23 protein-coding genes and 1 riboswitch are annotated in these 23,859 nt (G+C 59.6%); of the genes, 13 read left to right on the top strand and 10 right to left on the bottom strand.

Annotation, left to right across the window (positions count from 1 at the left end):
• Positions 1 to 21 precede the first annotated feature (21 nt).
• Positions 22 to 936: a polyprenyl synthetase family protein gene (locus HGP17_RS21355; protein WP_168812449.1), complete on the bottom strand. Its 915-nt coding sequence runs from the start codon at positions 934 to 936 to the stop codon at positions 22 to 24.
• 180 nt (positions 937 to 1,116) lie between these two features.
• On the opposite strand from HGP17_RS21355, the gene mtgA reads away from it, so the two are divergent.
• The 4 genes from mtgA to rpmF all read left to right on the top strand — a co-directional run bounded on the left by mtgA (position 1,117) and on the right by rpmF (position 3,712).
• Positions 1,117 to 1,863, top strand: coding sequence for a monofunctional biosynthetic peptidoglycan transglycosylase (mtgA, locus tag HGP17_RS21350; RefSeq protein ID WP_168812518.1), 747 nt, complete (start codon positions 1,117 to 1,119; stop codon positions 1,861 to 1,863).
• A 96-nt stretch (positions 1,864 to 1,959) separates the two neighbouring features.
• A complete protein-coding gene (locus tag HGP17_RS21345) occupies positions 1,960 to 2,679 on the top strand; it encodes a DUF1868 domain-containing protein (RefSeq protein WP_168812448.1) in 720 nt (239 codons plus the stop codon).
• A 19-nt stretch (positions 2,680 to 2,698) separates the two neighbouring features.
• Positions 2,699 to 3,346, top strand: coding sequence for a glutathione S-transferase family protein (locus HGP17_RS21340; RefSeq protein ID WP_168812447.1), 648 nt, complete (start codon positions 2,699 to 2,701; stop codon positions 3,344 to 3,346).
• Positions 3,347 to 3,526: 180 nt separating this feature from the next.
• A complete protein-coding gene (gene rpmF / locus HGP17_RS21335; protein ID WP_006724402.1) occupies positions 3,527 to 3,712 on the top strand; it encodes a 50S ribosomal protein L32 in 186 nt (61 codons plus the stop codon).
• Positions 3,713 to 3,871: 159 nt separating this feature from the next.
• Here rpmF and phaR read toward each other — a convergent pair whose 3' ends face one another.
• Positions 3,872 to 4,444 carry a polyhydroxyalkanoate synthesis repressor PhaR gene (gene phaR / locus HGP17_RS21330; RefSeq protein WP_168812446.1) on the bottom strand — a complete coding sequence of 191 codons (573 nt, stop codon included), beginning with the start codon at positions 4,442 to 4,444 and terminating at the stop codon, positions 3,872 to 3,874.
• 242 nt (positions 4,445 to 4,686) lie between these two features.
• Here phaR and HGP17_RS21325 point away from each other — a divergent pair, with 242 nt between their 5' ends.
• Both HGP17_RS21325 and phbB read left to right on the top strand, forming a co-directional pair.
• A complete protein-coding gene (locus tag HGP17_RS21325; RefSeq protein WP_168812445.1) occupies positions 4,687 to 5,868 on the top strand; it encodes an acetyl-CoA C-acetyltransferase in 1,182 nt (393 codons plus the stop codon).
• 99 nt (positions 5,869 to 5,967) lie between these two features.
• A complete protein-coding gene (gene phbB, locus HGP17_RS21320; protein ID WP_168812444.1) occupies positions 5,968 to 6,693 on the top strand; it encodes an acetoacetyl-CoA reductase in 726 nt (241 codons plus the stop codon).
• 43 nt (positions 6,694 to 6,736) lie between these two features.
• Here phbB and HGP17_RS21315 read toward each other — a convergent pair whose 3' ends face one another.
• From HGP17_RS21315 to HGP17_RS21305, 3 genes are all read right to left on the bottom strand, one after another.
• Positions 6,737 to 6,910, bottom strand: a complete 174-nt coding sequence (locus HGP17_RS21315) for a hypothetical protein (protein ID WP_168812443.1) — start codon at positions 6,908 to 6,910, stop codon at positions 6,737 to 6,739.
• A 163-nt stretch (positions 6,911 to 7,073) separates the two neighbouring features.
• Positions 7,074 to 7,328: a YMGG-like glycine zipper-containing protein gene (locus tag HGP17_RS21310; protein ID WP_168812442.1), complete on the bottom strand. Its 255-nt coding sequence runs from the start codon at positions 7,326 to 7,328 to the stop codon at positions 7,074 to 7,076.
• 47 nt (positions 7,329 to 7,375) lie between these two features.
• On the bottom strand, positions 7,376 to 7,531 hold the full coding sequence (locus HGP17_RS21305) for a DUF3309 family protein (RefSeq protein WP_168812441.1): 156 nt from the start codon (positions 7,529 to 7,531) through the stop codon (positions 7,376 to 7,378).
• Positions 7,532 to 8,798: 1,267 nt separating this feature from the next.
• Here HGP17_RS21305 and HGP17_RS21300 point away from each other — a divergent pair.
• The 5 genes from HGP17_RS21300 to HGP17_RS21280 all read left to right on the top strand — a co-directional run bounded on the left by HGP17_RS21300 (position 8,799) and on the right by HGP17_RS21280 (position 15,135).
• Positions 8,799 to 11,942, top strand: a complete 3,144-nt coding sequence (locus HGP17_RS21300) for a helicase-related protein (RefSeq protein WP_168812440.1) — start codon at positions 8,799 to 8,801, stop codon at positions 11,940 to 11,942.
• A 3-nt stretch (positions 11,943 to 11,945) separates the two neighbouring features.
• Positions 11,946 to 12,350 carry an RNA-binding S4 domain-containing protein gene (locus HGP17_RS21295; protein ID WP_168812439.1) on the top strand — a complete coding sequence of 135 codons (405 nt, stop codon included), beginning with the start codon at positions 11,946 to 11,948 and terminating at the stop codon, positions 12,348 to 12,350.
• 206 nt (positions 12,351 to 12,556) lie between these two features.
• The gene (gene fdxA / locus HGP17_RS21290) at positions 12,557 to 12,895 is read left to right on the top strand and encodes a ferredoxin FdxA (protein ID WP_168812517.1); all 339 of its coding nucleotides are present in this window, start codon (positions 12,557 to 12,559) and stop codon (positions 12,893 to 12,895) included.
• Positions 12,896 to 13,295: 400 nt separating this feature from the next.
• A complete protein-coding gene (locus HGP17_RS21285; protein ID WP_068389886.1) occupies positions 13,296 to 13,868 on the top strand; it encodes a CarD family transcriptional regulator in 573 nt (190 codons plus the stop codon).
• A 403-nt stretch (positions 13,869 to 14,271) separates the two neighbouring features.
• Positions 14,272 to 15,135, top strand: coding sequence for an RNA polymerase factor sigma-32 (locus HGP17_RS21280; RefSeq protein ID WP_168812438.1), 864 nt, complete (start codon positions 14,272 to 14,274; stop codon positions 15,133 to 15,135).
• Between the two features lie 327 nt (positions 15,136 to 15,462).
• On the opposite strand, the gene HGP17_RS21275 is transcribed toward HGP17_RS21280, so the two are convergent.
• The 5 genes from HGP17_RS21275 to HGP17_RS21255 all read right to left on the bottom strand — a co-directional run bounded on the left by HGP17_RS21275 (position 15,463) and on the right by HGP17_RS21255 (position 22,438).
• On the bottom strand, positions 15,463 to 16,863 hold the full coding sequence (locus HGP17_RS21275) for a M48 family metalloprotease (RefSeq protein ID WP_246704170.1): 1,401 nt from the start codon (positions 16,861 to 16,863) through the stop codon (positions 15,463 to 15,465).
• A gap of 401 nt (positions 16,864 to 17,264) precedes the next feature.
• Positions 17,265 to 17,993, bottom strand: a complete 729-nt coding sequence (locus tag HGP17_RS21270) for an ATP-binding cassette domain-containing protein (protein ID WP_168812515.1) — start codon at positions 17,991 to 17,993, stop codon at positions 17,265 to 17,267.
• A complete protein-coding gene (gene thiP / locus HGP17_RS21265) occupies positions 17,986 to 19,623 on the bottom strand; it encodes a thiamine/thiamine pyrophosphate ABC transporter permease ThiP (protein ID WP_168812437.1) in 1,638 nt (545 codons plus the stop codon). The genes HGP17_RS21270 and thiP overlap by 8 nt, the downstream gene beginning before the upstream one ends.
• Before the next feature lie 10 nt (positions 19,624 to 19,633).
• Positions 19,634 to 20,626, bottom strand: a complete 993-nt coding sequence (gene thiB / locus HGP17_RS21260) for a thiamine ABC transporter substrate binding subunit (protein ID WP_205926076.1) — start codon at positions 20,624 to 20,626, stop codon at positions 19,634 to 19,636.
• Between the two features lie 85 nt (positions 20,627 to 20,711).
• A riboswitch (TPP riboswitch) is annotated at positions 20,712 to 20,828 on the bottom strand.
• A gap of 71 nt (positions 20,829 to 20,899) precedes the next feature.
• The gene (locus HGP17_RS21255; RefSeq protein WP_168812435.1) at positions 20,900 to 22,438 is read right to left on the bottom strand and encodes an MDR family MFS transporter; all 1,539 of its coding nucleotides are present in this window, start codon (positions 22,436 to 22,438) and stop codon (positions 20,900 to 20,902) included.
• A gap of 167 nt (positions 22,439 to 22,605) precedes the next feature.
• Between HGP17_RS21255 and HGP17_RS21250 the strand changes: the two genes are divergently transcribed.
• Together HGP17_RS21250 and HGP17_RS21245 are read left to right on the top strand one after the other, a co-directional pair.
• On the top strand, positions 22,606 to 23,133 hold the full coding sequence (locus HGP17_RS21250; protein WP_168812514.1) for a MarR family transcriptional regulator: 528 nt from the start codon (positions 22,606 to 22,608) through the stop codon (positions 23,131 to 23,133).
• A 72-nt stretch (positions 23,134 to 23,205) separates the two neighbouring features.
• Positions 23,206 to 23,859 carry a thiamine diphosphokinase gene (locus HGP17_RS21245; RefSeq protein WP_168812434.1) on the top strand — a complete coding sequence of 218 codons (654 nt, stop codon included), beginning with the start codon at positions 23,206 to 23,208 and terminating at the stop codon, positions 23,857 to 23,859.

Genomic DNA, 23,859 nt, shown 5'->3' with positions numbered 1-23,859 from the left:
TGGGTGGCTGTCGAAGGGCTGTCAGTTCTTGCGGTTTGCGACGAAGCGCGCCGTCTCTATCAGGACGTCAGCTTTGTTGCCGTAGCCGGAGAGAAGATCGCCCGCGTCGCTCACCAGCTTTGCAAGCGTTGTCTCCGCCCATTCCTGCCCATGCAGCCCAACGAGCGTAGCCTTACCGCGGGCTGCATCCTTGCCGGTCGCCTTGCCCAGCGTGGCCGCGTCGGCCGTCAGATCAAGCAGATCGTCGGCCAGCTGGAAGGCGAGGCCGATCTTTTCGCCGAAGATGCGCAGGCGTTTGCGATCGTCCGTCGTGGCACCGGCGATGATCGCGCCGGCCTCACAGGCAAAGCGGATCAGCGCGCCGGTCTTCATCGCCTGCAGCGTCGTGATGCCGGTTTCATCCGGCGTTTCTTTCTCCGCCGCAAGATCGAGCGCCTGGCCGCCGGCCATGCCGCCAATGCCTGCTGCGCGCGACAAGGCGAGCACCAGCGCCATTTTCCGATCTGCCGGCAGCTCCGTTTCAGGCGCCGCGATGATGTCGAAAGCATAGGTCAGCAGGCTATCACCGGCCAGGATCGCCGTTGCGTAGTCGAAAGCGATGTGGACCGTCGGCTGTCCGCGGCGCAGGTCGTCGTCGTCCATGGCCGGCAGATCGTCATGCACGAGCGAATAACAGTGCACGCATTCAAGGGCCGCGCCGATCCTGAGGGCGGCATCCGCCTTCCCGCCGAGCAGGGCGGCCGATTCCGTGACAAGAAAAGGTCGTAGCCTCTTGCCGCCGTTCAGGACGCCATGGCGCATGGCGCTCAGCAGCCTGTTCGGCCGAACGATCTCGTCATCAAGGTTGGCATCGGCGAGAAGCTGCTTCAAAAGAGCTTCGGTCTTGCCCGCATGATCCTTGAGGCGATGTTCGAATGAGGAAGAGGTGCTGTCCATGGCCGCTGTTTGGCATGAGAGGCGGTGGCTGGCAACGAGAATTGTCAACAGCCGGGTGGGGAATGACGTCGCACTCTGGTCATTGCTTTATGTAGACGGTATGACGGGTAAAGCATCAGAGCGTTTCCCGGATGCATTGAAAAGCCGTGCCGGGATGGAGCGACCGTGGACGTCAGGCAATTGGACATATCGACGGACAATGAGGAGGAAGCCGAGGTGCCGCAACGGACCTCCCTTTTGGCGCGCTTTCGGGATCGTCCTCTCTGGCAGCGCATCGTTCTCGTGCTGATCGGCCTGTTGCTGCTGCCCTATGTTCTCATCGTTTTCTATCTGTTGCCGTTCATTCATCCCATTTCGACGCTGATGTTGCGCGATGCTGCGACGTTTCAGGGATATGACCGACGTTGGGTTTCGCTCGACAATATCGCACCGGTGCTGGTGAAATCGGTGATGGTGTCCGAAGACGGCCAGTTCTGTTTCCATGGCGGCGTCGATTGGGGCGAGATGCGGATGCTGGTGCAGGAGACGCTGCAGGGTAAATCCACGCGCGGCGGCAGCACCATTCCCATGCAGACCGTGAAGAACCTGTTTCTCTGGAACAGCCGCTCCTTCGTGCGCAAGACGCTGGAACTGCCCTTGGCCGTCTCCGCCTCCGCGGTTTGGTCGAAACGCCGGATGATGGAGCTCTATCTCAACGTTGCGGAGTGGGGGCCTGGCATCTACGGCATCGAGGCTGCGGCGCGCTACCATTTCAAAGTGCCGGCATCCAAATTGACGGCACGCCAGGCCGCGCTTCTTGCCGTGTCGCTGCCGAACCCGATCGATCGCGTGGCGAGCAAGCCGGGGCGGGGTCTGAGCCAGCTCGCTTCCCTGATCCAGCGCAGGGCGCACAACGCCGATGCATATATCAAATGCCTTTATGATTGAGATCAGAACTTGTCGTTCGATCGGATGATCGTCATCTGGCATTCTTGCTCGTAACGTAAGGGCGGATGACCTGCCAATGTCGATCGGACAAGCCTCATGGATTTCTCCGCCTTTTCGCCCGAACTGCTGCAATACTCCAAGAGCCTGCATCCAGAGCTGCCGAGGCATCTCGGCACGCGATACAATATCTCTGGTGTATTTCAGCCAGAGCCCGGCAATACCGTCGTCTGTCATGTGATGGAGGGGACGAGGACACAGCGAGCGTTGGTTGCTGCGCGGGAGAAATATCTCGCGATGCCGGAAGCAGGGCAATTTGCCTTCACGCCCGTCTCCAGCCTGCACATGACCCTGTTTCAGGGCATCATCGAATATCGGCGGACGCAGCCCCACTGGCCGCCAGATCTGCCGCTCGATACGCCGATCGACGAGATGACGGAGATCATGGATGAGCGGCTGAAGACCTTCTCCATGCGCGATCCATTCAAGGTGGCCGTGATGAAGGCGCGTCCGAGCGGTCTCCTAGTCGACGGCGCGACGGAAGCAGATCGCAAGATCATGCGCCAATGGCGCGATGCGCTGGCCGATCTTCTGGGCTATCGTCATGCCGATCATGAAACCTATGCCTTTCACATCACCTTCACCTATGTCATCGAGCGTTTGTCGGACGAGGCGCTGCCACGCTGGCAGGCCATGCTCGACGAGGTGGCCGCCGAGCTTCGCGCCGAGGTGCCCGTTCTGGAGCTGCGGCCGCCGGCTTTCTGCTCTTTTGAGGATATGAACCATTTCGAAGAGCTTCTGGTCTTCGACGCCAAATAGCAGCAAGGGAGCAGGGAACATGGACAAGCTGACCCTCTATATCGGCAACAAGAATTATTCTTCTTGGTCATTCCGGCCCTGGATCGCGCTTGAGGGATGCGGTGTTGCCTTCGAGGAGGTGCTGATCCCCTTCGATTTTCCTGCTGGCAACCCGAATATCCGGGCGGTTTCGCCGACGGGCCGGGTGCCGATGCTTGCCCATGGCGAATTCAAGATCTGGGAATCGCTTGCGATTATCGAATATGTGGCCGAGCTTTTCCCCGATGCCGGGCTTTTGCCGAAGGACAGGCAGTCACGGGCTCTGGCACGCGCCTACAGTATGGAAATGCTGTCGGGCTTTCGCGCGTTGCGCAATGCCTGCCCGATGAACATGCGGCGCCCGGTGAGCCGCCTCGATTTGCCCGAAGGCGTCATGGAGGATGTCGCGCGGATCGAAACGATCTGGCAAGAGGCACGCTCCCGCTCCGGCGGGCCATTCCTGTTTGGCGCATTTTCGGGAGCGGATGCGATGTTCGCGCCGGTCGTCAGCCGCTTTGAAAAATACGATATAGCGACCTCCGCGGACACGAAGGATTATATGGCTGCGATGAAGGCGCTGCCCGCATGGAAGAAGTGGGAGGAAGCGGCGCTGCAGGAAACGTGGATCGTGCCGGAGGAGGAGGCCTGAACCGCTGATTCGGCACCATCGCGTCTGAATCGGACGTGGCGGCCAAAAAATGCTGGAAGGGACTGGTCAAAGCCCCATCCGCCATGTATAAGCCGCCCCAATTTCCGAAATTGATGCATGTCTGTTTCGGCCGCCTGGCTGGCCGCTAACATGTTTCATCCGCAAAGTGGAGTAACGAAAATGGCTGTACCGAAGAGAAAAACGAGCCCGTCCAAGCGCGGTATGCGCCGTTCGGCTGACGCACTGAAGGCTTCGACCTACGTTGAAGACAAGAACTCCGGCGAACTGCGCCGCCCGCACCATATCGATCTGAAGACCGGTATGTACCGTGGCCGCCAGGTCCTGACGCCGAAGGAAAGCGCATAATTCAGCGCTGCCTTGATGGCATGAATAAAAAAGGCTGGCGTTTCGCCAGCCTTTTTTATTTTGCGCTTTCGTTTGGGCCTGAAATTTCTTGAGAAACTGAAATTCCTTGAGAAAAGAGCCGTGGAAGCGCTCGCATCCGCCTTGGATGCGAGGTCCGTTTCAGAGGCTGTCCAGCTTGCTCTGCATGGCGCGAAGCTGTTCTTTCAGTTCGTCGATATCCTTGGCTTCCGCCTTGCGTGTTTCTTTCGCCGGCTGCTTCATGAAAGGCGAAAACATCTGCATGGCCTGCTGGAACATCTCGGTGTTGCGGCGAACCTGCTCCTCGACCATCTGCATGGGCAATTGCAGGTTCTTGCCGAGCGGCGTTTCGCCGAAGGCACGATTGATCTGCTCGCGCATCTGGGTCTGCTGTTCGGTGAAGGAGCGCATGGAATGCTCGAGGAAGCTCGGCACGACCATCTGCATCTGATCGCCGTAGTAGCCGATCAACTGCCGCAGGAAAGAGATTGGCAGCAGCGTGTTTCCGGTCTTCGATTCCTGCTCGAAAATAATCTGCGTCAGGACGGAATGCGTAATATCCTCACCGCTCTTGGCATCCTGTACGGTAAATTCCTCACCCTTCTTGACCATCTCCGCCAGGTCATCCAGCGTCACGTATGTGCTGGTGCCAGTGTTGTATAGGCGGCGATTGGCGTATTTCTTGATTACGATCTGGCCCTCATTTTTTGCCATTATCAGTCTCCTGGCCCCGTCTGATTGTATGGAATACTCCTCCACCGCCGAGTGTAGACGCAAAAGAAGCTTGGTGACAATCGGTTTGTGCGATGCGGCAAGCCCTTTCCTTTGATTGCATTTCTCGTGGGCAGTGACGGCTTCATGAAATCTGCGGCCGGGGATTTCTTGCAGTTTGACTCCGGCGCAAAGCTTTGACAGTTTCGCCTCATATACACGTTCATTTTTGTGAGGAGGCTTCCATGAGCAGTACATCCATCGTCGTCGCCAGCGCCGCCCGCACGGCCGTCGGTTCCTTCAACGGAGCATTTGCGACCGTCCCCGCTCATGAACTCGGCGCGACCGCCATCAAGGGTGCGCTGGAGCGCGCAGGGGTCGAAGCCAGGGAAGTGGACGAAGTGATCCTCGGCCAGGTGCTGCAGGCAGGCGAAGGCCAGAACCCGGCTCGCCAGGCTGCCATGAAGGCTGGCATTCCGCAGGAGGCCACCGCCTGGGGCGTGAACCAGCTTTGCGGTTCCGGCCTGCGCGCCGTCGCACTCGGGATGCAGCAGATCCTGACCGGGGACGCGAAAATCATCGTCGCAGGCGGTCAGGAATCCATGTCGATGGCGCCGCACGCCGCGCACCTTCGCGCCGGCACCAAGATGGGCGACATGAAAATGGTCGACACCATGATCAAGGACGGCCTTATGGATGCTTTCCATGGCTATCACATGGGCATCACCGCCGAGAACGTCGCACGCCAGTGGCAACTTTCGCGTGAGGATCAGGATCAGTTTGCCGTTTCCTCGCAGAACAAGGCAGAGGCTGCCCAGAAGGCAGGCCGCTTCAAGGACGAGATCGTCCCCTTCACGATCCAGACCCGCAAGGGCGACGTCACCGTCGATGCCGACGAGTATATCCGCCACGGCGCGACGATCGACGCCATGGTGAAGCTCCGTCCAGCCTTCGACAAGGAAGGCACGGTCACCGCCGGCAACGCTTCTGGCCTCAATGACGGCGCTGCCGCCGCCGTTCTGATGACCGAGGCCGAGGCTTCGCGCCGCGGCATCCAGCCGCTTGCCCGCATCGTGTCCTGGGCAACCGCCGGCGTCGATCCTCAGATCATGGGCACTGGCCCGATCCCGGCATCGCGAAAGGCTCTGGAAAAGGCTGGCTGGTCCGTCGGCGATATCGATCTCGTCGAAGCCAACGAGGCTTTTGCCGCTCAGGCTTGCGCCGTCAACAAGGACCTCGGTTGGGATACGTCGATCGTCAACGTCAATGGCGGCGCCATCGCCATCGGCCATCCGATCGGCGCGTCCGGCGCGCGTATCCTCAATACGCTGCTGTTCGAAATGAAGCGTCGCGGCGCCCGCAAGGGGCTGGCTACCCTGTGCATCGGCGGCGGCATGGGTGTCGCCATGTGCTTCGAGGCGCTCTGAAGCGCGTTCCAGACGAAATTTCCAGAAGATGCGATGAAAGCGGAGCGGGCGACCTGACGATCGGTCTCCCGTCCCCGCAGCAACAAAGGGGAGTGGCGCATGAGCAGGGTGGCATTGGTAACCGGAGGAACGCGCGGTATCGGAGCGGCCATTTCGATGGCGCTGCGCAATGCAGGCTACAAGGTGGCGGCAACTTATGCCGGCAACGAGGAGAAAGCCCGGGCTTTCCATGAGGTCACCGGCATCTCCGTCTACAAGTGGGACGTGAGCGACTATGAGGCGTGCGGCAAGGGTATCGCCAAGGTCGAGCACGATCTCGGTCATGTCGAGGTTCTGGTCAACAATGCCGGCATCACCCGTGACGCCATGTTCCACAAGATGACGCCACAGCAGTGGCATGAGGTCATCAATACCAACCTCACCGGCCTGTTCAACATGACCCATCATGTCTGGCAGGGCATGCGTGATCGCAGCTTCGGCCGCGTCATCAACATCTCTTCGATCAACGGTCAGAAGGGGCAGATGGGACAGGCGAACTATTCCGCCGCGAAGGCCGGCGATCTCGGTTTCACCAAGGCGCTTGCGCAGGAAGGTGCGGCCAAGAATATCACGGTCAACGCCATTTGCCCCGGCTACATTGGAACGGAAATGGTGCTGGCCGTGCCGGAAAAGGTTCTGAACGAGCGAATCATCCCGCAAATCCCGGTGGGTCGCCTGGGCGAGCCGGAAGAAATTGCTCGCATCGCGGTCTTTCTAGCCGGCGACGATGCAGGTTTCATCACCGGATCGACGATCAGCGCCAATGGCGGTCAGTTCGTCGTTTAGGTTTATGTCTTGATCGCCACGGAGATTGCCGGGCTGCCGGCAATCAACGCCTGCCAGAGCTGGCCGCCTGGCGTTGCCGCGGCTTGAATTCCAGAATGACGGCTTCAAATGCCGTCTCGCGTTTTTCATTGTAGCGTGCCCTGGCCGCACTGATGAGCACATAAAATGTGGTGCCGATGAGTGCGACTGCTGCAATGCTTGCGATGATTGCGGCCATTATGCCGTTCCTTTCTCAAAACACTGCTATTCTGCTCTCCGCCCGCGCGTCGGTGCGGGGAGACGGAAACGGTCGGGCTCTGTCGTCCCGAACGATCTTGCTGATGTTCTGAAAATCATCACTGGCCGGCTAGATAACAGCCGGCCAGTGATGATGCTTCGTGTTAGCGGCAACGAGCCTCGTAGCGACGGCCGTAACGGTCGCGATAGATGCAGTAGCCGGCGCGATCTTCGGAGCGACCGATGAGATTGCCGACGACGCCGCCCGCGACTGCGCCGACCGCTGCGCCACCCCAGCTGTGGGTGGCGACGCCGCCAATCAAAGCACCGGTGCCGGCGCCGATGGCGGTGCCTTTTTCGGTCGACGTGCAAGATGCCAGCCCGCCGATGAGCGCAATCGCGACAATGATCTTTTTCATGGTTTTAGCTCCCTGGTGTTGCGAGGTTTGAATAATCATTCAGCGGATCAAATCCGCCCCATCAATAGCAGTATGAGGACAATGACGAGGACCAGCCCGAGACCGCCGGATGGGCCATAGCCCCAACCGCGGCTGTAACCCCAGCTCGGAAAGGCGCCGATCAACAGCAGAATGAGTATGACAAGCAATACTGTACCAAGCATTTCCGTGTCCTCCAGTGTCCCTTGCTTGATATTCCGCCGAAGCTTTCTGCAGCCGGCGAAACATTTCAGCGGCTCCAGCTTGGTCCGTTCGTTGCGAACAAGCGGAGTTCTTTGCATTTCTGATCGTAGAAACTTGCCTCGCTTCGAATTGTTCCGGTTGAGAAATAAAAATCGGAATGTAGGCCTGCTTCCACAACAGCGAAGCGATAACGCAGCAGACGATTGTTTTTAGGAGCGAGCAGGAAATCGATCTGTGTCTATGGTTAAAATATCGTTATAATACAATAGCTTGTAGGGAACGAAACAGGAAAGCCTGGATGTCGGCGATTCGTCTGTGATTCGTTCCGTGTTTGGGCTTGGGTTGATGACGGTATGCCCTTTCCTGTCCTCCCCATAACTTCCGCCATGCAACAATCGCTCGGGTCGATCGCCGAAAAGTGGTGACCGCTAGGCGTAATCGTTAATTTTAAGAGGTTTCCGACGGCTATGCTTTTGAGGCGGCGTGGCCATATCGAAATAATTTCGCGGCTAGCTACAATATGTAGCCGTGAACAAATGAAATACGCGGCGCAGTCAGCGATTCGTCGCCCGTTCGTTCCGGCTTTGGTCGAAGTGTTAATGAATGCATCCTTTGATTGTGTTTCTTGCTTCGCTCAGCCTGATCTCGCCTAAAGGTTAATCGCAATCCATGATTCAGGCGGGATTCGTCGTCTCAACCATTCAGAGTCCGGTATGTCGTGAATTCAAAACCACTACATGTTGTGGCGAACAAAGGTAGAAACGATTGGAATCAGCGATTCGTCTCCGATTCGTTCCGGCTTTGGCCCATTCGTTAATCCGGTTGTCGGCAAACAGAGAATCGTAAGACTTTACAGATCATTAACCATAGTGTCGTCTCGAATGTCATTTAGGTAGGATTCAATGCTTGACGCTGTTTCTCGTCGAAAAGCATGGAAAAATCGATTCATGATTTGGTGGGATTCTCTCGCTGGAAATCCATATGTAGTAGTGAACGAATGCGGAACCTCATGGAGTCATCGATTCGTCTCCGATTCGTTCTCAAGCTGTTCCGGAATCGTCGGGACTCGCAGAGAGTGCAGCGATAATGTATCTTCCGGTTGAGATCGTCACTGATAAAATCGATTGTTGCTGGCGCTGTTTTTTTATTCAGGTCTTGCCTTTGTCACATATGGTCGTCATCTCTTCCTTTCTTCCCGGAGAAGCTTGCTGATCGGAAGACGGTAGTTTCTCGCCCATGCACGGACCTATGACTCAAAACTCGCAGCCTATGATCCTGAGCGGACGCGGTGTAATCGCGGTGCTCGGACCGACCAATACCGGCAAGACCCATTATGCCATCGAGCGGATGGTGGCGCACGGCAGCGGCGTTATCGGCCTGCCGTTGCGGCTGCTTGCGCGCGAGGTCTATACGCGTGTCGTCGAGAAGGTCGGGGCGCAGCATGTGGCGCTGGTCACCGGGGAAGAAAAGATCTCGCCGCCCAATGCGCGCTACTCGGTCTGCACCGTGGAGGCGATGCCGCGCGAAACGCGCGCCGCCTTCGTCGCGATCGACGAGGTGCAGCTGGCGGGCGACCTAGAGCGTGGCCACATCTTCACAGACCGTATCCTGCACCTGCGCGGGCGGGATGAGACGCTGCTGCTCGGCGCCGGTACGATGCGGCCGATCCTCGAGCAATTGCTCCCGGGGATTACCGTTCTTGAGCGGCCAAGGCTTTCGCATCTCTTTTATGCCGGCCAGAAAAAGATCACGCGGCTACCGCAGCGCACGGCGATCGTCGCCTTTTCCGCCGACGAGGTCTATGCGATCGCCGAGCTTATCCGCCGACAGCGCGGTGGCGCCGCCGTCGTTCTCGGGGCGCTCAGCCCGCGAACCCGCAATGCGCAGGTGGCGCTCTATCAGGCCGGCGACGTCGAGTATCTGGTGGCGACGGATGCGATCGGCATGGGCCTCAATCTCGATGTCGACCATGTGGCCTTCGCCCAGGATCGCAAATTCGACGGCTATCAGTTTCGCAATCTCAATCCCGGAGAGCTCGGCCAGATCGCTGGCCGCGCCGGCCGTCACTTGAAAGACGGAACCTTCGGGGTGACGGGTCATGTGGATCCCTTCGACGACGAACTGGTTCGTCGGATCGAGGGTCATGAATTCGACACGGTGAAGGTGCTGCAGTGGCGCACCAAGAATTTCGATTTCTCCTCGATCGCTGCTTTGCGCGGCAGTCTTGAAGACGCGCCGCGCGTGCAGGGCTTGACGCGGGCGCTGCCTGCGGTAGACCAGCAGGCGTTGGAATATCTGTCACGCGATCTGGAGATTGTCGATTTAGCCAGCAGCCCGGCCAGGGTTGAGAAATTATGGGAAGCCTGTGCGCTTCCGGACTATCGGCGCATAACTCCCGCCCAGCATGCCGATCTCATTGCCACCCTCTTTTCCGATCTCGTGCGCTATGGCACGGTGAAAGAGGATTTCCTTGCCGAGCAGGTGCACCGCGCCGATCGGACGGATGGCGAGATCGACACGCTTTCGGCGCGAATCGCGCAGATAAGGACTTGGACCTATGTGTCGAACCGGCCCGGCTGGCTTGCCGATCCGACACACTGGCAAGAAAAGACGCGGGAAATCGAAGATCGATTGTCCGACGCGTTACATGAGAGGTTGACGAAACGCTTTGTTGATCGCAGGACATCTGTGCTCATGAAGCGCCTGAGAGAGAATGCGATGCTGGAAGCTGAAATCAGTGTAAATGGGGATGTCTTCGTCGAGGGACATCATGTGGGACAGTTGACCGGATTCCGGTTCACGCCGATCTCGGGAACCGAGGGGCCGGACGCGAAGGCTGTCCAGACCGCCTCGCTGAAGGCGCTTGCGCTGGAATTCGAGGCACGCGCGGCTCGCATACATGCGGCCGGCAACAGCGATCTTGCGATCAGCGCCGATGGACTCGTGCGCTGGCTCGGCGATCCCGTTGCGCGTCTGTCGGGTAGCGATCACATCATGCGTCCGCGCGTCATCCTGCTCGCCGACGAGCAGTTGACCGGCAATGCGCGCGATCATGTCGCCGCTCGCATCGAGCGCTTCGTGAATCATCATATCAGCACGATCCTGAAGCCGCTCGACGATCTTCAGCGCGCCGAAGATCTGCAGGGTCTTGCCAAGGGTCTGGCGTTCCAGCTCGTGGAAAACCTGGGCGTTCTGTTCCGCCGTGACGTCACCGAAGAGGTGAAGTCGCTGGATCAGGATGCGCGTGCCTCCATGCGCCGTTACGGCGTTCGGTTCGGCGCCTACCATATCTTCGTTCCCGCCTTGTTGAAGCCGGCTCCTGCCGAACTCATCACCTTGCTCTGGGCGTTGAAGAATGATGGTCTCGACAAGCCGGGTTATGGCGATCTGATCCCGGTGCTGGCCGCAGGCCGCACCTCTGTCGTCACCGATCCGAGCTACGAGCGTATGTTCTACAAGCTTGCGGGCTTCCGGTTCCTCGGAAAGCGCGCGGTGCGTATCGACATTCTCGAGCGCCTGGCCGATCTCATCCGTCCGCTCTTGCAGTGGAAGCCGGGTCAGGCTTCGCGCCCAGAGGGTGCCTATGACGGTCGCCGCTTCACCACGACAACGGCCATGCTTTCCATCCTCGGCGCAACGCTCGAGGACATGGAAGAAATCCTCAAGGGCCTTGGCTATCGCGCCGATGCCGTGAAGGCAGAGGAAGCTTCGGCTCACCTCGCCCAGCAGGACGCTGCCGCAGCACCGGCAACGCCGGCTGCAGATGTTGCCGCCGAGAAAGCGGATCACGACGATGCAGATACGGCCGCCGATGAGCCGGCTAAGGATGCCGAGGCTGTGACGCAGGAAGCGGCTCCTGCCGCTGAAGCAGCGTCAGAGCCTGCAGCTGAGACGACCGCAGAGGCAGGCGAAACCGAAGCTGCCGCAGCCGAGGTGACTGAGCCGAAGCCGGTTCTGTTGTGGCGCCTTGGCGGCCGCAACGATCAGCAGCAGCGCCAGGGTGGCCGTGGTCATGGCGACCGTCGCGGCCAGCAGGGTGCGGAAGGCCGTGGACATCAAGGCAATCGTCGCGGTGGCGAACAGCCAAGCGGCGAGGGCAATCGCGAAGGGCGTGACCGGCGCGAGGCTCGCGGCGGTGACAAGGGTCAGCGCGGCGACAACCGTGAGGGTGGTCGTCCGCAGCATCAGGGCAATCGCGGCGAGCGCAACGATCGCCAGGAGCGTGGCGAACGCAACGACCGGAATGACCGTAACAATCGGAACGACCGGAACAATCGTGGCGCCTCGCAGCCTTTGCGCTTCGAAGCCAAGCCGCCGCGCAAGGAAAAGCCGATCGATCCGGATTCTCCTTTCGCAAAGCTGGCTGCCCTCAAGGAGCAGATGAAGAAATAAGTCATGACGGACGAGAAGCAGCCATTTTCCGGTTCGCGCCAGCGCATCGACAAATGGCTCTTCTTTGCCCGCATGGTGAAATCCCGGTCGCTGGCGCAGCATTATGTGCAGAATGGCAGCGTCCGGGTGAATGGCGAGCGCGTTGTCCAGCCAAGCCACGGCGTCAAGATCGGCGACCGGATCGAACTGTCTCTGGAGCGGCGTGATGTCATTCTGGTCGTGCGCGCGCCCGGCGAACGCCGCGGCCCATTCGAGGAAGCCAAGCTTCTTTACGAAGATCTGACGCCGCCTCCAGATGAGGCAAAACGTCTCACGCCCTTCGAGCAGGCATTGCGGTCTCCCGGCAGCGGCAGACCCACAAAGCGCGATCGGCGTGCAATCGACCGCTTCACTTCTGATGAGGATTAGAAAACTCTGCCTGCGACGGGCGGTTTTCAAGATTGTTTATCCTTGAAATTGGCTCATAAAATCGATACCTCACGGTCAACCTGCCGGTAACCAGCCGGACGGCGCTGGTGCGCATGGCGTATCTGTCCGCTCGTTCGGCGCCGTGGAAGGGTGCGACGTTCCAGGTTGCGCAGCCGCGGAAGCTTGAGACATTCCTGGAGTTCTTCATGACATACGTCGTGACCGACAATTGCATCCGTTGCAAATATACCGATTGCGTGGAAGTCTGCCCCGTGGACTGCTTCTACGAAGGCGAGAATTTCCTCGTCATTCACCCCGACGAATGCATCGATTGCGGTGTCTGCGAACCCGAATGTCCCGCCGAGGCGATCAAGCCCGACACGGAGCCGGGTCTCGACAAGTGGCTGAAGCTCAATGCGGAATATGCATCGATCTGGCCGAACATCACCGTCAAGCGCGATCCGATGCCCGAAGCCAAGGAAATGGACGGCGAACAGGGCAAGCTGGAGAAATATTTCTCGGCAAATCCCGGCGCAGGCGACTGATCGAGGCCGTGACAGGCCGCCGATAAAGGTGTAGTCGATATCGCAGAAAGCGAATCAATTGCGTTGGGGCCGCGTCGGCTGTCAACGTGGCCTTTTTGGCGCGCGCGAAGCAAATTATTGATTTCCTCAGATTTTTGTGATAGGTTCCTCATACTGATCCACAGCGGCATTTCGCATGCCCAAAACCATCACGAAAGCAAATCACCAATCCGTACGCGGTTTCCTTGACATATCAACGATTTGTGTTGTCGAGAGCTTGATCGCGATGGGTGGGTTTCCTTTTGCATAAGTCTGGCTGGACCAGGATGACGCTACCCCGACGGCACCCCCGTCTCATCCGGGCCTGACTGACCCGGCCCCCGGCCCTAACCGGGCGCGTAACAGGGAGTTTTTGAATAGAATGACGACCCAGCAGAAAAAACCGTCAGCAGCACGCCATGGCTTCAAGACTGGTGAAGCGATCGTATATCCGGCCCACGGTGTCGGCACGATCACTGCGATCGAAGAACAAGAAGTCGCAGGCATGAAGCTCGAGCTGTTCGTGATTGATTTCGAGAAAGACAAGATGCGTCTCAAGGTGCCGGTGGCAAAGGCCATGAGCATCGGCATGCGCAAGCTTTCCGAAACCGATTTCGTCGAGCGTGCACTGAAGGTCGTGCAGGGCAAGGCCCGCGTTAAGCGCACCATGTGGTCGCGCCGCGCCCAGGAATATGATGCCAAGATCAATTCCGGTGACCTGATCTCGATCGCCGAGGTCGTTCGCGATCTTTATCGTGCTGAGAATCAGCCGGAGCAGTCCTATTCCGAACGTCAGCTTTACGAAGCTGCGCTTGATCGCATGGCGCGCGAAATTGCCGCCGTCAACAAGATGTCGGAAACCGAAGCCGTTCGCCTTGTCGAGACCAATCTCAACAAGGGTCCCAAGCGCGGCAAGGCCATCGAAGAAGACGATTCCCAGGACGAAGCCGCTTAAGGCGATTGCCCGATACAGCCTCCAAAAACCCGGCCTTCGTGCCGGGTTTTTTCTTTGGAACCTTTTCCATTGTGCCGCGTTTAGACCTCGTGTTGACGGTTCGTGCGGGTACGCTCAAGGAGGAGCATGCTTGGATGAGCCAGTTTATAGACATTCACGAGGACCGGCTTATGCGTTTTCATTCGAAGCCCCCCGGCGATCTGAAGATGCTTCAATCGTCAGACCCGTTCGATGAGATCGAACTAGACTAGTTATCGATCTCCGGTCAGCCGGATATCGGTCTTCAATTTCGAATTTCATTCATTCATTTCTGTCCGAACAGCGATGTTCGGAAACGATGCTTGCTGCCCTTTTCGTCGTCCGCGGCACTAAGACGATTTGAGGCCGAACCCAGGAGAAGCATATGACGAATATGTCTGCAGATCGGCGCATGATCAAAGTAGCGATGGCTGCCCCTTATCTTGATCGCGACGAAGAACATGACCTCGCCATTCGCTGGAAAGATCACGATGATCGCGGCGCCCGCAACAAAATCGCCACAGCACACATGCGCCTCGTTATTTCCATGGCAGGTAAATTTCGCAATTTCGGCCTGCCGATGAGCGATCTCGTACAAGAAGGCTATGTAGGGCTTCTCGAGGCCGCGGCGCGCTTCGAGCCGGAACGGGAAGTGCGGTTTTCGACTTACGCCAGCTGGTGGATCCGCGCGTCGATCCAGGATTATATCCTGCGTAACTGGTCTATCGTTCGCGGTGGTACGAGTTCGGCGCAGAAGGCGCTGTTCTTCAACCTCCGTCGGCTGCGCGCCAAGCTCGCTCGAAGCAACTCAAGCGTCACCGTTCAATCCATTCATGAAGAAATCGCCGTCACGCTTGGTGTCAGCCTGGCCGACGTGCAGACCATGGATGCCCGTCTTTCCGGCAGCGATACATCGCTGCAGGCCCCGTCTATCTCAGGGGATTCCGAAAGCGCCGAGCGCATCGATTTTCTCATCAGCGACGAGCCGCTTCCCGATGAGCAGGTTTCCGACATGATCGACGGCGAGCGTCGCCGCATCTGGCTTGCATCCGCCTTGCGGCATCTCAACGAACGCGAGATGAAGATCATCCGCGCACGCCGCCTCGTCGAGGATGGCGCAACGCTGGAAGAGCTCGGCGCCGATCTTGGGATCTCCAAGGAGCGTGTTCGCCAGATCGAAAGCCGCGCCATGGACAAGCTTCGCAGCGCATTGGTGGATGCCGATCCGCGCATGGCAAGCTACGCTTAAAGCACGTCGATAGAGCGGTTCAGCTTTTCACGGAATCCCTGAACCGCTCTATCTCTTTGTTTTCGCGCACTTCCGGACGGAAAACCGCTGCACACTTTTTCTGGAATTGCTCTAAGTCTCGGTTCAGTCTTGAGCCTGAGCGTGACTTTCTCGCAAAGCCGCCGGATATTTTAAACAAGCCCAGAGTTTTCATGAAACTCTGGGCTGCTTTATTTCTTATTCTCGAGCAATTGCGGACGAGACATGGCTATGCACTTTTCCTGAAATTGCTGTCAGCGCTGCATGACTTGAGAGACCCATTCCCCCGTCGGGAGAGGGTAACGACCTTTATTCCGCGATAATCTTGACCCTGTCGCCCGGTGCGATGTTTGCGCCGGTTGGCAAAGCGTTAATCAATTTGAAGAGGTCGAGCTTTCGGTCCGTGCCCATCATGCGGGCGGCAAGCGTGGTGGTCGTGTCGCCCGGCTTGACGGTGACGACACGGATGCGCAGCGGCTTCAGGGAAGCGGCTTCGTCCGGGGTCATGTGCCGGAAGCTCGAGCGCAGGACATTGGCCGTCTGGTTGAGCTGGGCAATGTTCCCCTTCGGAACGGCCGTCAGGAAGCGGAAGATCTGCGTGCGATCGCGAATGACGGTGACGTCGAAATCCCAGCGATCGGCAGAGGCGCGGGCAGTTGCGGCCGGCATGCCGTTGACGGTGATCGACTGGATTGAAGACGGATCGAGACCCGTCACCCAGCCGCTGGAAATATAGTTCGTCAGATTCTGGTTCTGCGTGTCGGCAACGCCATCGAAGCGGATGGCGATATCGCCGGGGCCGGTCGCCATGACCGCCTCGACCTTGTTGTCGATACGGAAATCGGGCGGTACGTCGAAGCGGATGCCGAGGCCACCATGCAGGAAGGTCTGGCCACGGACATAGCCTTCTTCCGGGCTGTCGCCGTAAAGCAAGCCGTCGATACCGTTCAGGTAATAGTCACGGCCGGTGTCGCCGACCTTGCCTTCCTCGCCGAATTCGCGCGCATGCGCCTTGGCAAGGTCGATACGCTGCGGTGTGCTCGGGTGGCTCGAAAGGAAGTCCAGGCTCTGGTCGACGTCGGAATTGGCCGACATGAAACGGCTGTAGTCTTCCATGGCGTTCAGGAAGCGCGCAGCGGCATAAGGGTCATAGCCGGCCTGGCCCAGCGTGCGGATGCCGATTTCGTCGGCCTGCAATTCCTGCTGACGCGAGAAGGCGGCGAGGCGCAGCTTGCCGCGGGCAAGCGCCTGCTTGCCGGCAAGATCGCTCGAAAGAACCTCGGCAACGACACGGCTGGCGATGACTTCCGCTTCTTCGCGCTTCTGCCGCTCAATGCCGTGGTTGGCGGTGACGTGCGCCATTTCGTGCGACAGCACCGCCGCCACTTCCGAAGCGTCGTTGGCAAGCGCCAAGAGACCGCGCGTCACATAGAGATAGCCGCCCGGCAAGGCAAAAGCGTTGATCGAGGGCGAATTGAGAATGGTGATTCGGTAGGATTGCTGCGGATTTTCCGACACGCTGGTGAGTGCGCCGGCAATGCGGGCGACGAGGCGCTCGGTCTTGGCATCCTTATATTCGCCGCCATAGCTGGCGAGAATGCGAGGATGCTCGCGGGCGCCCATCTGCGCGCGCGGGTCATTCTTCTGAACTTCCGAAACGATCTGCGGATTGGCCGACGGCGACACGCTCGGCTGATAGGACTGATCCATCACAGACTGACAGCTGTTCAATATCGCGGTCGCGGCAAGAAGCGGTGCCAGGCGGCGCAAGCGGGCTGCGACGTTCACTCTGGTCCTTCGTTCTGCTCGTTCGCTCTGCTTCAGTACCTGTGTCTCGCTCATTTCGCTGCCATGCCGGCTCGGCGCCAAATCCGGTTGATCATTACCGGGGCGAACATCGTCGCGCGCCGATAAAGGTTGTTTTCACCCCATCAATCCGCATTCATCCGGACGGTCTCCACCCCTTGCTGTAGCCGATTTTGGCACCGGTTGCATAGCGAGACTCCGTTTAAATGTGGCAGCGTTGTATTTTAGCAAGCATTCCCCAGGACTTTCAGCCGCCCGGCACGACGAAATTAAGGCAAAGCCGGCAACAAGATGCAACGACGCAATCAATGTTGCAGAAATGTGGTCAGCGCCGGGATGCCATCCGTCTTGAGGAAGGTGTCGATCGGCGCGGCGAGGCTGATGGTGCCGCCATCGATGAAGACGGCGTGATCGGCAACACGCCGCACCTCTGTGGGATCGTGGGATACGATCAGCACCGTATTGCCGGTTTCGCAATGGAGCGTCTTCAGCAGTTCCACCATTCCGGAGCGCAGGCCCGGATCGAGCGCGGCAAAGGGCTCATCCAGCAAAAGGATCGGCTTGTCACGCACCAGTGCCCGGGCAAAGGCGGCACGCTGTCGTTCGCCGCCGGAAAGCGTTCCCGGCTTTCGGGTCTCGAAACCGGGCAGTCCGACACGCGCCAGCGCCTCTGAGATTCGTTGCTTGTCCTGCCGCGAGAGTTTCAGCGAAGGGCTGATGCCTAGGCCGACATTGGTGAAGAGGTCCAGATGAGCAAAGAGGTTGTTGTCCTGAAAGACGAGGGACACGGGCCGTTCGGCGGGATGCAGGCCGGTGACATCCTGCCCCGCCAGCAACACGCGGCCGCGGTCGGGCTGTTCGAAGCCTGCAAGCAGATTGAGGAAGGTCGATTTGCCCGCGCCGGACGGTCCAGTCACGGCGATGATGCTGCCCTGCGGCAATGTGCAATCGAAGCGAAAATCATGTGTGCCGAGGCGCAGCTCGACGCCGGCCATGATGATCCCAAGTTCCTTTTTGTCGCCGCCGTCAGCCATTTCGTCTGCTTTCGTCATCATTTGTGCCCTGACCTGTCGTGCCGGCCATGGTCAGAAGCAGACAGACCAGCCCGAGGATCAGCGCGTATCCATCGGCATCGTTTGTGCGGTAGCTGCCGAGCTTGCTGTAGACCAGCCAGGGCAGTGTCATAAGGCTGCTGGAGCCGAAGAGCGCCACGGCGCCAAGGTCGCCAAGCGACAGGGCCATGGCGAAAGACAATGCGGTGAAGAACGGCTTGCGCAGGCCTGGCCAGTCGATCAGGCGAAAGCGGGACATGCCGTGAAGGCCAAGGCTCGCCGCCAGCCGCTCCGTGCGCCGGCGATGGACGGCATAGGCCGGTTCAATCACGCGAATGACGAACGGCAGCGCCATCAGCGCGTTGATAATGATAATCAAGATAGCCGCAAATTCGCTGGGGTCGCCCAATGGCCTGAGCGCCAGAAACCAGCCTGTTGCAAGGACGATCGGCGGCACCAGCAAAATGAGAGAGGAGCTTGCGCTCAACGCGATGGCCAGGCTGCGCAAACCAACCGCTCTGTGACGATCCGCCGAAATGACCGAGCGAGCGCGAATGATGGCGAAGGATATCAGAACGGCGAGTAGCCCGGCAGCCAGGGCGATTGCCAGGCTCGTCACCGCCGCCTGCAGAAAGATCGGTTGGATCGCAAGCTTCGGCAGGTCGGCCTCCAGGCCGACAACAACGACCGAAGCGAGCGGCAGGCCGAGAAAGAGAGCTGCAAGCGACAGCAAGATGGCATCGGCCCATCGCGCCGCAGGCGCCTGTCCATCGATGCGCCGCAGCGTACGGCCGCTCGTCAGCCCATGATCGTCGGGTGCGCGAAACAGCGTCATGGCGCCGAGGACGACGAGAGTGATGGCAATCTGCAACAGCGACAGCATGACGGCGCGGCCGGGATCGAAATCGAAGCGGAGCGCCTGATAGATCGCGACTTCCAGGGTCGTCGCGGCCGGCCCGCCGCCGAGGATCAAGACCAGCGTGAAGCTTGTCGCGCAAAGCATGAAGATCAGGCCGGCAATGCCGGGAATGAGGCCGCGCAGTATCGGCCACTCTATGAACCGAAAGACAGAGGTCGGACGCATGCCGAGACCGCCGGCCACGAGCCAATATTCGGCCGGGACGCGCTCCAGCCCTGCAAGCATCAGCCGGCAGGCGAGAGGCATGTTGAAGAAGACATGCGCAAGGAGGATGCCGGCGAGGCCGTAGATGCTGACGGGCTGCGACAGGCCGAGTGCTGCAAGCGCGTGGTTGATAAGCCCTTGCCGGCCCCATATGCCGAGCAGACCAAGCGCGCCGATCAGCACCGGCAGGCCCATGGGCACGGCCATCAGCCGGATCAGCCATAGCCGGCCGGGAAAGCGTGGCTGGCGCGCGAGGGCGCGGGCGACGGGTATGGCGAGCGCGACGGATAGCAGCGTCGAGAGCACCGCCTGCAACAGAGTGAAGCGCAGGACGCGCAGCAGATAGGGATCGGTGAGCGTGGTGTTGCCGCCGGATTCGATGCCGGCGGCGAGAAGAACAAGGACGGCAATCCCGACGAACAGCGCGATGCCGGTGAGGCTGAGCGCTCCACCGGAAATGGCGCGCCGTCGTTCGGAGGACGTCAACATGGCCGAGACTTCAATTGCCGCTGGTGGCGGTCAGCCATTCGTCGATCCAGGCCTTGCGGTTCTTGTCGACGTCGGCCGGGCTCATCAGGAACGTCTTCGAAGGCACCACGAGCTTGTTGAAGGCATCCGGCAACGGTTCCGATGTCGCCGAAACCGGCATCATCCAGTTGCTCGTCGGAATGATGTCCTGGAAGCCCGGGGAGACCATGAACTTCAGGAAGTCGCGGGCAAAATCCTTGTTCGGGGAAGCCTTGATCAGGCCTGCGACCTCGATCTGGATATAGTGCCCCTCCGAGAAGGCGGCCGCCTGATAGCGGTCGGTCTTGTCCTCGATCATGTGGTAGGCTGGCGAGGTCGTGTAGGAGAGCACCATCGGCGCTTCGCCCTTGGTGAAGAGGTCATAGGCCTCCGACCAGCCCGGCGTCACCGTCAGGATCCGGCCTTTGAGCTTCGTCCAGGCATCCGCTGCCTTGTCGCCATAGATCGACTTGACCCAGAGCAGCAGGCCGAGGCCTGGGGTCGAGGTACGCGGGTCCTCGATGACGATCTTCTGCGAGGGATCGCCTTCGATCAGATCCTTCATGCTCTTCGGTGGGTTCTTGACCGTCTGGCTGTCGTAGATGACGGCGAAATGGCCGTAATCGTAGGGCACGAAAACATCGTCCTTGAAGCCGCCGGGCACCTTGAGGGCCGAAGTGTCTACGCCGCTTGTGTCGAACAGGCCGGTATCCTTGGCCTCGTCGACGAGATTTGTGTCGAGGCCGACAACGAGATCGGCCTTGGTGCCTGCGCCTTCGAGCTTCAGACGAGAGAGGAGCGCGACGCCATCGGTGACGCTGACATAATTGACCGTGCAGCCGCAGGTCTTTTCGAAGGCTGCCTTGACCTTGGCGCCCGGTCCCCAATCGGCGGTGAAGCTTTCATAGGTGTAGATGGTGAGGGTCTTGTCTGCGGCCTCGGCGGTCTGGGCGGCAAAAAACGTTGCGCCGGCAGCGAAGGCCATGCCGGCGAAGAATGACAATAGCGAACGGTCTGGCATGACAGCGCCTCCTTTTGGTTTCGTCTTGAAGAGGAAAAGGGCGCTATGATTTCGTCACGCGTCTAATCCCTCCGCCGGTGTTAGCCGGATCAGGTTCCGCGGGTTGGCCGATGAAAGCCTCTCAGCCAGATGTCTGGAAAGACACAAGGCACCCCGTTAGAGCGCTGGCAGGTTTAGACCCGTGACGAAGGGATGACAAGGGAAATGATTCCCTTGTCGATTGCATGCGGGAGGAGCTTATTCGGCGGCGTGAGCGGCGGCCGTCGGGCTGTCGAATTTCTTCGCCGCACCCGGAAGCTGAACGTTCTTCAGCTTCAGCGAGGTCAAAAGACCGATGAGGCAGATGCCGGCGGCGGTCATGAAGAGCGGGCTGAAGGCGCTTGCATAGGCATTGGCGACCGCCTCGCGGGTTGCATCCGGCAAAGCCGCCATCATCTTGGGCGTCAGTTCCTCGATATCGGGGACGCCGGCGATCGAAACACCGACATTGCCGAGCTTGGCGGCGATGATGGCGCCGTAGATGGAGATGGCGATCGAGGCGCCGCCCATGCGCGAAAGCGTGACGGCGCCTGTTGCTGCGCCGACGTCACGGGCAGCGGCCGCGTTCTGTACGCCGATAACAGGCACCTGCTGTGCAAGGCCGATGCCGATGCCGTGCAGCAGCATCAGTCCGCCGATGAAGAGGATGGGTGTACCGGCGTGAACGAAGGCAAGCGAGCCGAATGCGATGGTGCTGCAAGCAGCGCTTGCGATAGCGAAAGGCTTGTAGCGGCCTCTGGCCGCGATCAGCCGTCCGGCTGAGAGCGAGCCGCAGACGATGCCGCCGGTCAACAGAATGAACAGCAGGCCGGCCATCGAGGGCGAGAGACCCGTCGTGGTCTGCAGGAAAAGCGCGAAGTAGTTGACCATGCCGATCGCAACGGCGCCGCTGGTGATCGAGATGATCAGCAGGAGGCCGAATGTCGAGTTGCGGAACAGCGTCATCGGCACGATCGGCTCGGGCGCGCGGCGCTCGATAAAGACCCACGCGATGGCGCAGACGATGCCGAAGGCGATGATGCCGAGGCATTGTGGCGACAGCAGCGATCCAAAGAGTTCGCTGCCGTCAGCGGCAAGCACGATGCTTGTGGTGGTCAGGGCAAGGACGACAGCACCGGCATAATCGATCTTCGGGCGGCGGGCAGGCTTGCGGTATGGCAGCATGATGGCAAGGCCGGCCAGCACGATGAAGCCGATCGGTACGTTGACGAGGAAGATCGAGCGCCAGCCGAACAGATCGCTCATCGTGCCGCCGAGGACGGGGCCGATGGCGCCGGAGGCCATGAGGACAAGGCTCGAATAGCTCTGGTAACGGGCGCGCTCGCGCGGCTCGAAGATGTCGGCGTTAACAGCGAAGATCGACACGAGGATGCCGCCGCCGCCAAGGCCCTGCAGTACGCGGGCGGCAATCAGCGTGTTCATCGACACCGCAAGACCGCATACGGCCGAGCCGATCGTGAAGATCGCGATGGCCGTCATCATCACATATTTGCGGCCGAAGAGGTCGCCGAGCTTGCCGTAAACGGGCATGACGGCGGAGAGTGAGAGGAGGTAGGCGGAGCCGATCCAGCCGAAGCGCTCCAGATGACCGAACTCGCCGACGATCGTCGGGAGCGCCGTCGACACGATCTGGTTATCCAGCGTCGCCATGAACATGGCAGTCATCAGAAACAGGAAGAGAATAAGCCGCCGTTTATGATCCGCGACGAGCGGCGCGAAGGTGGTCTGCATGTCCATGGAACAAGAAATCCGAGCTTGGCCGAAACGCTGCGCGGTCGATCGAATGCGCGGGGCGCCCCGGTTTTCATATGAAAGATATATGTGCCATTAGCATATAAATGTCAACGACAGGTGAATGCTGTTTGCATGTTTTATTTCTTGTCCGCCTCTGATATGTTGGGATGATGACATCAGCGACGAATACACGTGAAGTTGAACCCCAGACCCTGACCGAAAACGAGGATCTCCTGCGTATCGGCCAGGCGATGACGCGCATGCGTCTGCTGACGGGCCGCCGCATGATCGGCAGGCTGGCCATTCAAAGTGTTGCGCCGGGGCTCGAGCTTTCGCATCTCGACGTGCTCGATGTCGTACGGCGAGCGGAGGCAGCCGGCGAGGTCACGGTGGGAACGATCGCCGAGATGTTGCGTATCGATCCCTCACGGGCAAGTCGCATCGTTGCCGATATGGTGGCGCGGGGCGTTCTGCGGCGCAAGGCCTCGCAGGCAGACGCACGCCGCATCGTGGTCGTGCTGACCGCGCTCGGCCAGAGATTGTTGTCGGAGATCCAGGCGCAGAAGCATTCCGTCATCGACAGTATTTTTGCCGACTGGGCATCGGAGGACATCGAGCGTTTCTCGCTGTTGTTCGATCGTTACATCACGAGCTACGAACAGGTTGTCCAGACGCGGCTCAAGGAAACGGACGACTGAGCGGCCAACAGGGCCGTTCTTGCCTACGTCGCTCTTCCCTAGGGATATGACTTTGCGCTATGGGCTTGGCCCATGAGCCAGTCCACCACATTCACCATCCTGCTCGGCGGCGAGCTTCGTCTGACGGAGCGGCTGCGCGTTGCGGTGTCCGGCAGCCGTTTCATCGCAGCGGATGGCGGCATGCGCCATGCCATCGCGCTCGGTGTGGAACCAGAGCTTTGGGTCGGCGATTTCGATTCAACACCTGCCGATCTGCAGTCTGCATTTCCCGATGTGCCCAAGCAGCCATATCCGGCCGCCAAGGCCGCGACCGATGGCGAGATCGCCGTCTCGGAAGCGATCGATCGCGGCGCCGTCAGGCTGATTCTCGCAGGTGCCATGGGCGGTGAGCGATCGGACCACGCCATTCAGCATCTGCTTTATGGAGTGCAACTCGCAGAAAAGGGATTGGATGTCTTGCTGACCTCGGGCGACGAGGAGGCGGTGCCGCTTCCGCCTGGCGATCTCTCAATGGCATTGCCGGCCGGCTCGCTGTTCTCCGTCCTCGGTTTCAGCGATCTGACGGGGCTTTTCATCTATAATGCCCGATATCCGTTGCGCGACTTTCATTTGCCCTTCGGCGCATCGCGCACCATTTCCAACGTGGCGGAAGGCGACGTTCGCTTTTCGCTCGGCAGCGGCAGGGCGATTGTTCTGGCCCGCCCATATGACCTTTCCGGAGTCTGA

Origin of the sequence: Rhizobium sp. P38BS-XIX (genome assembly GCF_012641435.1) — a bacterium.
Classification (GTDB): domain Bacteria; phylum Pseudomonadota; class Alphaproteobacteria; order Rhizobiales; family Rhizobiaceae; genus Rhizobium.
Note: the sequence above shows the minus strand (reverse complement) of the source record. Positions and strands in the feature narration are given on the sequence as shown.

What these genes read in the sequence shown, in the direction of transcription:
- phbB (WP_168812444.1), top strand. Translation starts at nt 5,968, where the DNA reads ATGAGCAGGGTGGCATTGGTAACCGGAGGAACGCGCGGTATCGGAGCG.
- HGP17_RS21275 (WP_246704170.1), bottom strand. Translation starts at nt 16,863, where the DNA reads ATGGATCAGTCCTATCAGCCGAGCGTGTCGCCGTCGGCCAATCCGCAG.
- thiB (WP_205926076.1), bottom strand. Translation starts at nt 20,626, where the DNA reads ATGGCCTTCGCTGCCGGCGCAACGTTTTTTGCCGCCCAGACCGCCGAG.
- HGP17_RS21305 (WP_168812441.1), bottom strand. Translation starts at nt 7,531, where the DNA reads ATGCTTGGTACAGTATTGCTTGTCATACTCATTCTGCTGTTGATCGGC.
- HGP17_RS21255 (WP_168812435.1), bottom strand. Translation starts at nt 22,438, where the DNA reads ATGGACATGCAGACCACCTTCGCGCCGCTCGTCGCGGATCATAAACGG.
- HGP17_RS21300 (WP_168812440.1), top strand. Translation starts at nt 8,799, where the DNA reads ATGACTCAAAACTCGCAGCCTATGATCCTGAGCGGACGCGGTGTAATC.
- HGP17_RS21340 (WP_168812447.1), top strand. Translation starts at nt 2,699, where the DNA reads ATGGACAAGCTGACCCTCTATATCGGCAACAAGAATTATTCTTCTTGG.
- HGP17_RS21310 (WP_168812442.1), bottom strand. Translation starts at nt 7,328, where the DNA reads ATGAAAAAGATCATTGTCGCGATTGCGCTCATCGGCGGGCTGGCATCT.
- HGP17_RS21295 (WP_168812439.1), top strand. Translation starts at nt 11,946, where the DNA reads ATGACGGACGAGAAGCAGCCATTTTCCGGTTCGCGCCAGCGCATCGAC.
- HGP17_RS21325 (WP_168812445.1), top strand. Translation starts at nt 4,687, where the DNA reads ATGAGCAGTACATCCATCGTCGTCGCCAGCGCCGCCCGCACGGCCGTC.
- rpmF (WP_006724402.1), top strand. Translation starts at nt 3,527, where the DNA reads ATGGCTGTACCGAAGAGAAAAACGAGCCCGTCCAAGCGCGGTATGCGC.
- HGP17_RS21345 (WP_168812448.1), top strand. Translation starts at nt 1,960, where the DNA reads ATGGATTTCTCCGCCTTTTCGCCCGAACTGCTGCAATACTCCAAGAGC.
- HGP17_RS21355 (WP_168812449.1), bottom strand. Translation starts at nt 936, where the DNA reads ATGGACAGCACCTCTTCCTCATTCGAACATCGCCTCAAGGATCATGCG.
- HGP17_RS21315 (WP_168812443.1), bottom strand. Translation starts at nt 6,910, where the DNA reads ATGGCCGCAATCATCGCAAGCATTGCAGCAGTCGCACTCATCGGCACC.
- HGP17_RS21280 (WP_168812438.1), top strand. Translation starts at nt 14,272, where the DNA reads ATGACGAATATGTCTGCAGATCGGCGCATGATCAAAGTAGCGATGGCT.
- HGP17_RS21270 (WP_168812515.1), bottom strand. Translation starts at nt 17,993, where the DNA reads ATGGCTGACGGCGGCGACAAAAAGGAACTTGGGATCATCATGGCCGGC.
- fdxA (WP_168812517.1), top strand. Translation starts at nt 12,557, where the DNA reads ATGACATACGTCGTGACCGACAATTGCATCCGTTGCAAATATACCGAT.
- HGP17_RS21245 (WP_168812434.1), top strand. Translation starts at nt 23,206, where the DNA reads ATGAGCCAGTCCACCACATTCACCATCCTGCTCGGCGGCGAGCTTCGT.
- HGP17_RS21285 (WP_068389886.1), top strand. Translation starts at nt 13,296, where the DNA reads ATGACGACCCAGCAGAAAAAACCGTCAGCAGCACGCCATGGCTTCAAG.
- HGP17_RS21250 (WP_168812514.1), top strand. Translation starts at nt 22,606, where the DNA reads ATGACATCAGCGACGAATACACGTGAAGTTGAACCCCAGACCCTGACC.
- phaR (WP_168812446.1), bottom strand. Translation starts at nt 4,444, where the DNA reads ATGGCAAAAAATGAGGGCCAGATCGTAATCAAGAAATACGCCAATCGC.
- thiP (WP_168812437.1), bottom strand. Translation starts at nt 19,623, where the DNA reads ATGTTGACGTCCTCCGAACGACGGCGCGCCATTTCCGGTGGAGCGCTC.